The following is a 10921-nucleotide window of genomic DNA, read 5'->3' as shown; positions in this document are numbered from 1 at the left end:
CAGCGAGACGATGTCGGCTTTCTGCCCCGGACGGAAGCCCAGGCGAATGATGTCGGCCTCGTTGACGAACAGCACATCACGCTGGCCTTTGACCCCGCGATAACGGTCGTCGAGACCATAAATCGTGGTGTTGTACTGGTCGTGAGAGCGCATCGACTGCAGGATCAGGTCCGGCAGTTGCCCGGTGGCACGCGTGCGTTCGTGGACAAGGTCTTTCGGCAGCAGGTTCGCGCGGAAGTTGGCGCGGCCCGACGGTGTGTTCCACTTGCGCGCGCCGGCGCTGTTGCCAAGGTAGAACCCCCCCGGGTTCTTGATCTTCTCATTGAAGTCTTTGAAGTTCGGGATGGTGTCGGCGATCAGCTCGCGGATACGCCCGTAGTCGGCCGCCAGCCAGTGCCAGTCCACCGGTTTGCTGCCCAGTGTGGCGGCGGCAATGCCGGCAATGATCGCCGGCTCCGAACGCATCTGGTTCGACAGCGGCTGCAACTGGCCATTGGAGGCGTGGACCATGCTGAATGAGTCTTCCACGGTGACCGCTTGCGGCCCTTCGGTCTGGATGTCGATGTCGGTACGACCGAGGCACGGCAGGATCAGCGCGTCCTTGCCGTGGGCCAGGTGGCTGCGATTGAGTTTGGTGCTGATCTGCACGGTCAGGTCGCAATTGCTCAGCGCCTGGAACGTGCGCGGGCTGTCCGGCGTCGCCTGGGCAAAGTTGCCGCCCAGACCGATGAAGACTTTCGCGCGGCCTTCGGCCATCGCATGGATCGCCTCGACCACGTTGTGCCCGTTGTGGCGCGGCACCTTGAACTGGAAACGCCGCTCCAGTGAATCGAGGAACGCCACCGGCGGCCGTTCATTGATACCCATCGTGCGATCGCCCTGCACGTTGCTGTGGCCACGCACCGGGCACAGGCCGGCGCCCGGCTTGCCGATGTTGCCGCGCAGCAGCATCAGGTTGGCGATTTCCTGGATGGTCGGCACCGAATGGCGATGCTGGGTGATACCCATTGCCCAGCACATGATCACGTTCTTGCCTTTAGCATACATGCGTGCGGCTTGCTCGATCTCGACCAGGGTCAGGCCGGATTGCGTGACGATCTGTTCCCATGGTGTGTCATCGACGACCCCGAGATACTCCAGCACGTTGGCACTGTGGGCGTTGAGGAAGTCATGGTCGAACACCGCCGGCGCGCCGGTTTTCTGCGCGTCGCGTTCCCACTGCAGGAGGAATTTGGCCATGCCGCGCAGGACCGCCATGTCACCGCCCAGCGCCGGGCGGAAATACGCGGTGTTGGTCGGCTTGTCGCCGTTGGTGAGCATTTCGAGCGGATGCTGCGGGTGCTGGAAACGCTCCAGACCGCGCTCTTTCAGCGGATTGATGCAGACCACCTGTGCGCCCCGTTTCACCGCTTCACGCAGCGGTTCGAGCATTCGCGGGTGGTTGGTGCCGGGGTTCTGGCCCCAGACGAAAATCGCGTCGGCGTGTTCGAAGTCGTCGAAGGTCACGGTGCCTTTACCGACGCCAACGCTTTGCGCCAGTGCTACACCGCTGGCCTCGTGGCACATGTTCGAACAGTCGGGGAAGTTGTTGGTGCCGTAGGCGCGCACGAACAGCTGGTACAGATACGCCGCTTCGTTGCTGGCGCGACCGGAGGTGTAGAACTCGGCCAGATCCGGGCTCGGCAAGCCTTGCAGGTGTTTGGCAATCAGCGCGTAGGCATCGTCCCAACTGATCGGCTTGTAGCGATCGGTCTCGGCGTCGTAGACCATCGGTTCGGTCAGGCGACCCTGATACTCCAGCCAGTAGTCACTCTGTTCCAGCAGCGAGGTCACGCTGTGTTTGGCGAAGAACTTCGCATCCACGCGACGCTTGGTCGCTTCCCAGTTCACCGCTTTGGCGCCGTTCTCGCAGAACTTGACCATGCCGCTTTCCGGCGAATCGCCCCAGGCGCAGCCCGGGCAGTCGAAACCGCCGTTCTGGTTGGTTTTGAGCATCATGCGCAGGTTTTTCAGCGCGTTGTCGCTGGTCAACCAGGCCTGGGCCACACTGATCAGGGCACCCCAGCCGCCGGCGGCACCTTTATAAGGCTTGTAGCGCGGGACAGGTTTCTGGTCGGCTTGATGATGTTGGCTCACGCTTGATTCTCCATCGCGGGGCTATACACCCGCGGCGCACTTTTCTGCGGCAGGTGGATGAGATTGAGGTTATGTCGACGGGCCCATTGCACGGCGAGGCCCGTGGGTGCGGACAGGCTGACCAGGGTCTGGATGCCGGCGCGCAAAACTTTCTGGATCAATTCGAGGCTGCAACGGCTGGTGACGATCGCCAGGCCGCCGTCTGTGGATAACTTCTGGCGGATCAAGCCGCCGATCAATTTGTCGAGGGCGTTGTGCCGGCCGATGTCTTCGCGGCCGAGCAGCAATTCGCCGCGGGCATTCATGAACACCGCCGCGTGCACGGCGCCGCAGTGCTGGCCCAACGGTTGAAACGCACTGATGCGCTGACGCAAGCCGTCGAGCCATTCAATGGGTGGCAGCGGTGCACCGGGCAGCACCTTCAGGTCGGGCAGGGCCTGCTCGACCGCTTCAACGCCGCAGAGCCCGCAACCGCTGGTACCGGCCAGTTGCCGACGCTGTTGCTTGAGGTTCCAGAAGGCGCGGTTGGCAATGGTCACTTGCGCGTATTGCGCCGAGCCGGCGCCGCTCAGTTGCAGGTCATAGATATCGCTGGCGTCCTCGATGATGCCGCTGCCGAGGCTGAAGCCGACGATGAAGTCTTCCAGATCCGTCGGCGTCACCAGCATCACCGCCTGGCTGATGCCGTTGTAGGCGATCGCCAACGCGACTTCCTCGGCCAGCGCGGTGCTGGCCGATTCCACAAGGGGTAGATCGCTGTAACTGTACGTCTGGCTGGCGGCGGGCGCGGGCGTTTCGAGAGCAGGCGCCGCGCAGGCTGGGCGCTTGGCGTTCATGGCATCACCAACGGATTGATCAACGTTAAGACTAGGCGCGGCAACTTGTCGCGTCTAATCGCTACTGTCGATCTATTGATAGATGTCGTCGATCAAGTGCTTGCCGGTGATTTCTGATACAGCGCGAAACAGGCCTCGGCCAGCGCTGAACGCGGGGCGCCACGGCGCATGATCAGGCCCATTGGGGCGAGGGTCTGGGCGTTTTCGATCGGTTGCAGGCGCAGGTGATCGGTGAGTTTTTCCAGGCCACCGTCCAGCGGCATGATCGCGCAGCAAAAGCCGCCGTGCACAGCCTGTAACAATTGATGGACGGCATCGGTTTGTAACAGTGGCTGCGGGGTCAGGCCACGGCTGTGGAAATTGTGGTCGATGGACTGACGAAAATGCATCCCGCTGGTCAGCATGCCCAGCGGCAGTTCGATCAACGCTTCCCAGCTCAACGCGGCCTCGCCGAAGGAAAAACTGCGCTGGTCATACAGCAGCCCCATGCGGGTCTCGCTGAAAGCCAGTGATTCGAAACGTTCATGATCCAGGCGATCGAGGTAGGACACACCGAGGTCGATGCGGTTGTTCGCCAGGTGTTCGAGGATCTGCTCGGAACTCAGCGCCGACATTTCGAAACGCAGGTTCGGGTGCGCCGCATGCAAACGTTGCATCAGTGGCAGCGGATCAAAACTCGACAGCGGCACGACACCCAGCCGCAACGTGCCGATGAGGTTGCCGCGACACGCCGCCGCTTCCGCCTGCAGTCCGTCGTAAGCGGCCATCACGGAACGCGCCCACGCCAGCACTCGCTCGCCCGGCGCGGTAAAACCCTCAAAGCGCTGACCGCGATTGACCAGCGGCAGGTCGAGCTCTTCTTCAAGGCTGCGTAGACGCATCGACAACGTCGGTTGCGTGATGTGGCAGCGGGCGGCGGCCTGGCCGAAGTGGCGGGTTTCGTCGAGGGCGATGAGGAATTTCAGCTGCTTGATGTCCATCTTCGCTCCGGTGAGTGCTGGCAGGGGTGGCGATTCTAGCGCTTGCGCGGGGCCAGGGTCATTGGTCGGCCTGGAACCGGGTGTGGCTGATGTGGTCTAGGCTTGAACGTCTGGATCCCCAATCAAGGAGTGTGCGCTATGAGTCTGTTGAGCTTTGTGAAAGAAGCCGGCGAGAAGCTGATTGATCTGCTGACCCCGGGTAATGCCAATGCCAGCGAGCAGTTGAAGGAACACATCAGCAAGGTCGGGCTGGGCAATCCGAATGTGCAGGCCACCGTCGACGGTGACAAGGTCACGGTCACCGGTGAAGTGGCGAGCCAGGAGGAAAAGGAAAAGATTTTGCTGGCCGTGGGTAACATTGCCGGTATCGGCAGTGTGGAGGACCAGATCACCGTGACCGGGCCGGTGGTCGTGGCCGCCGAGCTTGTCGAAGTGAAGGCCGGGGACACGCTCAGTGCGATCTCGTTGCGGGTTTACGGCAACGCCAACCAATACCAGAAAATCTTCGAAGCCAACAAACCGATGCTCAAGGATGTGAACAAGATTTATCCAGGACAGAAGCTTCGTATTCCGAAGTAAAGCCAAACCTTTGTGACGAGGACGCTTGCTCCCGCTGGGCCGCGCAACGGCCCCCAAACCGGCAAGTGCGAGATGCGTGAGTCTGCGCGTCTGTCGAGAACGGGAGGCCTTCGGTCTCCCGTGGGGGCAAGCTTCCTCGGCACAATGGATTTACAAGCCTGAGATCAGGTCGCGGTAATCCTCGACCGCCGCAAACTCGGCGGTGTCCTTCGGCCCTTTGCGGCTGTCCGGCTCCTTGACCGCCAGCAGATGCGCCACGCCAAAACGCCGCGCACTGCGCAGAATCGGCAACGTATCGTCGATAAACAGGCTGCGTGCCGGATCAAAGTCGATATCTGCCTGCAAGGCATCCCAGAACTGCGGATTTTCCTTGGGGAAACCGTAGTCGTGGGAGCTGATCAGCCGTTCGAAATACGGCGCCAGCTCGATCCGTTCCAGTTTCAGCGACAGCGAATCACGGTGGGCGTTGGTGATCATGATCACCCGCTTGCCAGCGTTTTTGATCGCTTGCAGAAAGGTGTCGGCATCCGGGCGCAACGCGATCAAATGCGCCGTTTCCAACTTCAGTTCACGCACCGATAGTTTCAGCTCGGCACTCCAGAAATCCAGGCAATACCATTGCAACTGGCCGGCGTGGCGTTCGAACAGCGGCTGCAATTCCATCTCGGCCATCGCCCGGCTCACCCCGTGCAGGTCGGCGTAACGCTGGGGCAGGTGTTCCAGCCAGAAATGATTGTCGAAGTGCAGATCCAGCAACGTACCGTCCATGTCCAGCAGAACGGTATCAATGTCAGACCACGGTAAAGAAGGCATGGCAACGTCTCGAGCGGTAGAAAGATATCCGACATAAACAATCGGGAAAGCCGCGTTATAGTAGCGCGTTCACGCCAAGGAGCTTTGCATGCGCCAGAAACCCACCGTACTTGCCCGCGAGATCGTCGCCACCAGTCGCCTGTTTTGTGTCGAAGAACTGAAGCTGCGTTTCTCCAATGGTGTGGAGCGTACCTACGAGCGTTTGGTCGGCAAAGGTGCGGGCTACGGCGCGGTGATGATTGTGGCGATGCTCGATGCCGAACACGCGGTGCTGGTCGAAGAGTATTGCGGCGGCACTGACGAATACGAATTGTCGCTGCCCAAAGGCTTGATCGAACCGGGTGAGGATGTGCTGGCGGCGGCCGAGCGTGAGCTCAAGGAAGAGGCCGGTTTCGGCGCACGCCAATTGGAGCACCTGACCGAGCTGTCATTGTCGCCCGGTTACATGAGCCAGAAAATCCAGGTGGTGCTTGCCACCGATCTGTACGAAGAGCGTCTGGAGGGTGATGAGCCCGAGCCGATGCGCGTCGACAAGATCAACCTGCGTGAACTGTCGGCGCTGGCGCAAAACCCGCAATTCTCCGAAGGCCGCGCGCTGGCCGCGCTTTATCTGACTCGTGATCTGCTGACGCAGCGCGGGTACTTTACGTCATGAGTGAGGTGTCGATGAATTTTCCCCATCCATTGATGGCGCCGGTGGTCGAACTCGCCTTGCAGGCCGGCGAGGCGATTTTGCCGTTCTGGCGCGTCGGCGTTGAAGTCAGTGCCAAGTCCGATGATTCGCCTGTGACCGCTGCGGATCTGGCGGCGCATCATCTGATCGTCGCCGGGCTGACGGCGCTCGATCCGGACATTCCGGTGTTGTCCGAAGAGGACGCCGATATTCCGCAAGCCGTGCGCGCCGGATGGCAGCGCTGGTGGCTGGTCGATCCGCTGGATGGGACCAAGGAGTTCATCAGCGGCAGCGAAGAATTCACCGTCAACATCGCGCTGATCGAAAACGGTCGCGTGGTGTTTGGCGTGGTGTCGATGCCGACCAATGGTCGCTTCTACGTCGGCGGCGCCGGGCTGGGTGCCTGGCGTTGCGACAAGGACGGGACGCCGGTGTCGATTCAGGTGCGCGATGTATCAGGGCCGGGCGAGGCCTTTACGGTGGTCGCCAGTCGTCGGCATTCGAGCCCTGAGCAAGAGCGGTTGCTGGCCGGGTTGAGTGCGAGCCTGGGTGAGCTGCAACTGGCGAATATCGGCAGTTCGTTGAAGTTTTGCCTGCTGGCCGAAGGCGCGGCGGATTGCTACCCGCGCCTGGCGCCGACGTCGCAATGGGACACCGCAGCGGCACAGGGCGTGCTTGAGGGTGCCGGCGGCGAGGTGCTGGATCTGCAGGGCGAAGCGTTCTGTTATCCCGCGCGGGAATCGCTGCTCAATGAATTCTTTCTGGCGCTGCCGGCGAAAGCGGCGTGGCGTTCCAGATTGCTGGAGCTGGCACGGGGGTAAGTGGGCGGACTCTCGATTCCCCTCACCCCAGCCCTCTCCCGGAGGGAGAGGGGGCCGATTGGGGGATGTTGGAGAGATTCACCGACTTGAGCCAGCTTTACTGAATCCATAATCGCTGCCGATCTTTCAGGTCGATGTCTGACGCAAGACCTCTCGGTCAGTCCCCTCGCCCTCCGGGAGAGGGCCAGGGTGAGGGGATTTTGATCTTTAACGGTGCAAAACGTACTGCCCGGTAAATGTCACAGCATCCTCATCACTTCCCGCGTTGACGATCCGCGTATTGAGTGTCAACCGTGCGCGCCCATAGCGCTGATACATCGCCAGAAACTTCTTCCAGACCAGCGCTTCCGGTGCCGGGCAAATCGCCGTGGCATCACCGGTGACCGGCAGTGGATAACTGATCTGGCCTTCCTGAATCACGATGTGCCCGTCTTCGATGCCTTCCTCCTTCAGGCGCAAATGCAGCCAGCCCCAGCCCGCCAGCACCGCGCCGCAATAGAGGCTGCCGCCGAACATGGTGCTCTTGTGATTGACGTTCGGCTCCAGCGGCAAGTGCAGACTCAACTGTTGCTCGCGCCAGTCGAGTACCTTGAGGCCCATCTCGCGGGTCAGCGGAATGTCGTGATGCAGCACCGATTCCAGATAGCGGCTGTCGCGGTTCATTCGGCTTCGTCTCCGTGGGCATTACTGTCGGCGAAATTCAACCCGTGCTTGCGCAGTTTGTCGTGCAGGGTCTTGCGCGGAATGCCCAGGGCTTCGGCGAGGCTGCGCACCGAACTGTGAGCGCGCGCCAGCTCAGCGGCGATCAACGATTTCTCGAAGTTTTCCACTTGCTCGCTCAGCCCGCCGCTGATGACCTCCACGGCGCTGCCACCGCCATCGGTGCCACCGTTGTCCAGCGCCAGCTCCAGGCCGAGGGCGAAACGTTCGGCAGCGTTCTGCAATTCACGGACGTTGCCCGGCCAGGTGTGCCGCAGCAGCAAGGCACGTTGTGCCGGCTGCAGTTCGTGGGGGGGCAGACCGTGGCGGGCGCTGGCTTCATCGGCGTAATGCTGGAACAGCACCAGCGCGTCTTCACCGCGTTCGCGCAACGGCGGAATGCGCAGCGGGGCGACGTTGAGGCGGTAATACAAGTCGGCACGGAATCGCCCCTGATCAGCGGCCTGGCGCAGGTCTTCCTTGGTCGCGGCGATGACGCGGATGTCCAGCGGGATCAACTGATTGCCGCCCAGGCGTTCGACCACGCGCTCTTGCAGCATGCGCAGTAACTTCACCTGCACATCCATGCTCATGCTTTCGATTTCATCGAGGAACAGCGTGCCGCCATTGGCGAATTCGAATTTGCCGATCCGGCGTTTCTGCGCGCCAGTGAACGCACCGGGTTCGTGGCCGAACAGTTCGCTCTCGACCACCGACTCGGCCAGTGCCCCGGCATTGATCGCCACGAACGGGCCGTTGCGCCGGCTCGACAGGTCGTGCAACGCACGGGCGACGACTTCTTTGCCGGCGCCGGTTTCGCCGAGAATCAGCACGTCGGCCTTGGTTGCGGCCAGTGCGCCGATCTGTTCGCGCAGGCGCAACATGGGGGCCGAGTGGCCGACCAGTCGGGCGCTCAGTTCATTGCGGTCGCTGAGGGCCAGGCGCAGGCTGCGGTTGTCCAGCACCAGGCGGCGCAGGGCCAGGGCGCGGCGCACGCTGTCGAGCAGCGCATCGCTGGCGAACGGTTTTTCCAGGAAATCATAGGCACCGGCGCGCATCGCCTGCACCGCCAACGGCACGTCGCCGTGGCCGGTGATCAACAGCACGGGTAACTCAGGGTCCTGAGCGTGCAGCTCGCTCAGCAATTCCAGGCCGTCCATGCCGGGCATGCGAATGTCGCTGACCACCACGCCTGGCCAGTCGCGCTCAAGCTGCCCGGCCAGGCCTTTGGCTTCGGCCAGTGGCAGGATTTTCAGGCCGGCCAGATCCAGTGTCTGGCCAAGGGCCTGACGCAAGTGCGGATCGTCGTCGATCAACACCACCTGAATGCGATTGTCGATGGTCATGCACTTCGATCCTCGGACGGTTGCAGGCTGACCCCGGGTGCGCCGGCGCGCAGTCGCAGGGTAATCAAGGCGCCACCTTGCTTGTGGTTGGCGAACGACAGTTCACCACCGAAGGCGCGCATCAGGGTTTCACAGATCGCCAGCCCCAGCCCAAGGCCCTGGGTGCGGGTCTTGGTGGTGTAGAAGGGCTCGCTGGCGCGACCGAGGGCTTCCATGCAGAACCCCGGGCCGTTGTCGCGAATGTACAGATTGACGCCGTCGGCGGTGGATTCGGCACTCAGCCACAGTTTGCGCGGCGGGCCTTTTTCGGTCAGCGCATCGAGGGCGTTGGCCAGCAGGTTGCCGAGCACCTGGCGCAGGCGGGTTTCCCCGGCTTCGACCCACAGGGTGGCGGCGGGCAGGTCGCGGATCAGTTCGACTTCCATGCTTCGGCGGCGTTTGGCGAGTAGCGCCAGCGCATCGTCCAGTGCCGGTTGCAGCGCCACGCTTTCCGGGGCATGCCGGTCGCGGCGGGCAAAGGCGCGCAGGTGGGCGATGATCGAGGCCATGCGTCCGGTCAGTTCGCTGATCAGTTTGAGATTGCCGCGAGCATCGTCGGTGCGCTGATGATCGAGCAGCACTTCGGCGTTCTCGGCGTAGCTCCGGATCGCCGCCAGCGGTTGATTGAGTTCGTGGCTGATACTCGCCGACATCGTGCCCAGCGCCGACAGTTTGCCGGCCTGAACCAGATCGTCCTGCGCACGCACCAATTCCTGTTGCGCCTGTTCGCGCTCAAGCACTTCCTGCTTCAGGCGGCGGTTGAGGCCTTCCAGATCGCTGGTGCGCTCGGCGACCCGGCCTTCCAGTTCGCGGCGGGCCTTGGCTTCGAAGGCGATGCGTTCCAGATAATGCCGGCGGCGTTGCATCATCAAACCGAGCAACAGCATCACCACCAACAGCGTCGCCCCCCCGATGGCGACCACCGTGCGCACCGGGCGGTCGATCAGCGTGCGCGGGGCGAGAATGCTCACGCTCCAGCCGGTTTCGGCGATGTCATGGGTTTGCGTCAGCCACGCGTCAGGGCTGAGATTCAGCGGACGCGGCTCGCGGGTCGGGTAAGGCTGAATGGCCGTGATGGCCGAGCGCTCGGTATCGCTCAGGACGCGCGTGGAGCGAAAGCGCCATTCAGGGCGCGAGGTCAGGATGACCACCCCGTTATGGTCGGTTACCAGCAGTTGTTCCGGGGTTTTGCCCCAGAGGCTTTCGGTGTGGTCGAGGTCGACCTTGATCACCAGTACGCCGATGATCTTTTCGCCGTTGCGCACGGCGGCGGCGAAGAAGTAACCACGTTTGGCCGAGGTCGTGCCGAGGCCGAAGAAACGCCCCAGACGCCCGGCCATGGCTTCGCTGAAATACGGACGAAACGAGAAATTGCGCCCGACGAAACTGTCGTGCTTGTCCCAGTTCGACGCCGCCAGTGTCTGGCCGCTGGTGTCCATCAGGTACATGACTTCGGCGCCAGTCTGGGCGGCGATGTTTTTCAGCAGGCGATTGGCATTGCCCTGGGTGACGCCGTCGTCCGGCGCTCCGAGTACGGCGCGCAGGGCCGGCAGGTCGCCGAGAATCTGCGGCAGCACTTCATAGCGGTGCAGGGTGCCCAGCAGGTTGGCGACGTAGAGGTCGAGGGTCTGGCGGTTTTGTCCGGCGAGTTCGCTGCGGTAATAACGCTCGGCCAGATGCTCCAGCGGCCACAGCAGCGGCGCCAGGCACAGGGCCAGCAGGGCGAGGCTGCGCCAGCGGGGTCTACGGGGGAGAGATGGTTTCATGTGCCGGATGCGCCTGTAATGACAGGCGCATTATGCCCACGCTCAGGAAAAGACGTCAGCGTCCTTGAAGAACACCGCTGCCTGATCCTTGACCGACAGTTTCGGCGCTTCGTCGAGTTGCCAGTCGATGGCCAGGTCCGGGTCGTCCCAGCGAATGCTTCGTTCGGCTGCAGGCGTGTAGAAGTCGGTGGTCTTGTAGAGGAATTCGGCGAACTCGCTCAGGACCACGAAGC

11 protein-coding genes are annotated in these 10921 nt (G+C 62.4%); 3 read left to right on the top strand and 8 right to left on the bottom strand.

Annotated elements, in window-relative coordinates:
* From DBR24_RS05915 to DBR24_RS05905, 3 genes are all read right to left on the bottom strand, one after another.
* Window positions 1–2136: FdhF/YdeP family oxidoreductase (locus DBR24_RS05915; protein ID WP_256591293.1), on the bottom strand; the 2136-nt coding region annotated here is incomplete at its 3' end.
* Window positions 2133–2972: a formate dehydrogenase accessory sulfurtransferase FdhD gene (gene fdhD / locus DBR24_RS05910; protein ID WP_123470569.1), complete on the bottom strand. Its 840-nt coding sequence runs from the start codon at window positions 2970–2972 to the stop codon at window positions 2133–2135. The genes DBR24_RS05915 and fdhD, both read right to left, overlap by 4 nt.
* Window positions 2973–3064: 92 nt before the next feature.
* Window positions 3065–3952, bottom strand: coding sequence for a LysR family transcriptional regulator (locus tag DBR24_RS05905; RefSeq protein ID WP_123470571.1), 888 nt, complete (start codon window positions 3950–3952; stop codon window positions 3065–3067).
* 138 nt (window positions 3953–4090) lie between these two features.
* On the opposite strand from DBR24_RS05905, the gene lysM reads away from it, so the two are divergent.
* Window positions 4091–4531, top strand: coding sequence for a peptidoglycan-binding protein LysM (gene lysM / locus DBR24_RS05900; RefSeq protein WP_128614183.1), 441 nt, complete (start codon window positions 4091–4093; stop codon window positions 4529–4531).
* 150 nt (window positions 4532–4681) lie between these two features.
* Here the strand turns inward: lysM and yrfG are convergent, their stop codons facing one another.
* A complete protein-coding gene (gene yrfG, locus DBR24_RS05895; protein ID WP_128614182.1) occupies window positions 4682–5344 on the bottom strand; it encodes a GMP/IMP nucleotidase in 663 nt (220 codons plus the stop codon).
* A gap of 88 nt (window positions 5345–5432) precedes the next feature.
* On the opposite strand from yrfG, the gene nudE reads away from it, so the two are divergent.
* Together nudE and cysQ are read left to right on the top strand one after the other, a co-directional pair.
* Window positions 5433–5999, top strand: a complete 567-nt coding sequence (nudE, locus tag DBR24_RS05890) for an ADP compounds hydrolase NudE (RefSeq protein ID WP_123470577.1) — start codon at window positions 5433–5435, stop codon at window positions 5997–5999.
* Between the two features lie 11 nt (window positions 6000–6010).
* Window positions 6011–6838 carry a 3'(2'),5'-bisphosphate nucleotidase CysQ gene (cysQ, locus tag DBR24_RS05885; protein WP_128614181.1) on the top strand — a complete coding sequence of 276 codons (828 nt, stop codon included), beginning with the start codon at window positions 6011–6013 and terminating at the stop codon, window positions 6836–6838.
* A 207-nt stretch (window positions 6839–7045) separates the two neighbouring features.
* On the opposite strand, the gene DBR24_RS05880 is transcribed toward cysQ, so the two are convergent.
* The 4 genes from DBR24_RS05880 to DBR24_RS05865 form a co-directional block, all read right to left on the bottom strand.
* Entirely contained in the window at window positions 7046–7501 is a 456-nt protein-coding gene (locus DBR24_RS05880; protein WP_123470580.1) for a thioesterase domain-containing protein, read from the bottom strand.
* Complete coding sequence (locus DBR24_RS05875) at window positions 7498–8883, bottom strand: sigma-54 dependent transcriptional regulator (RefSeq protein WP_123470582.1); 1386 nt, start codon at window positions 8881–8883, stop codon at window positions 7498–7500. The genes DBR24_RS05880 and DBR24_RS05875 overlap by 4 nt, the downstream gene beginning before the upstream one ends.
* Complete coding sequence (locus tag DBR24_RS05870; protein WP_128614180.1) at window positions 8880–10688, bottom strand: ATP-binding protein; 1809 nt, start codon at window positions 10686–10688, stop codon at window positions 8880–8882. The genes DBR24_RS05875 and DBR24_RS05870 overlap by 4 nt, the downstream gene beginning before the upstream one ends.
* 42 nt (window positions 10689–10730) lie before the next feature.
* Window positions 10731–10921, bottom strand: a 191-nt coding sequence (locus DBR24_RS05865) for a dTDP-4-dehydrorhamnose 3,5-epimerase family protein (RefSeq protein WP_146188969.1), incomplete at its 5' end; no start/stop codon positions are given.

The organism is Pseudomonas sp. HMWF006 (assembly GCF_003061205.1).
In the GTDB taxonomy this organism is placed as follows: domain Bacteria; phylum Pseudomonadota; class Gammaproteobacteria; order Pseudomonadales; family Pseudomonadaceae; genus Aquipseudomonas; species Aquipseudomonas monsensis.
This window is presented reverse-complemented; position numbering and strand designations above follow the sequence as displayed.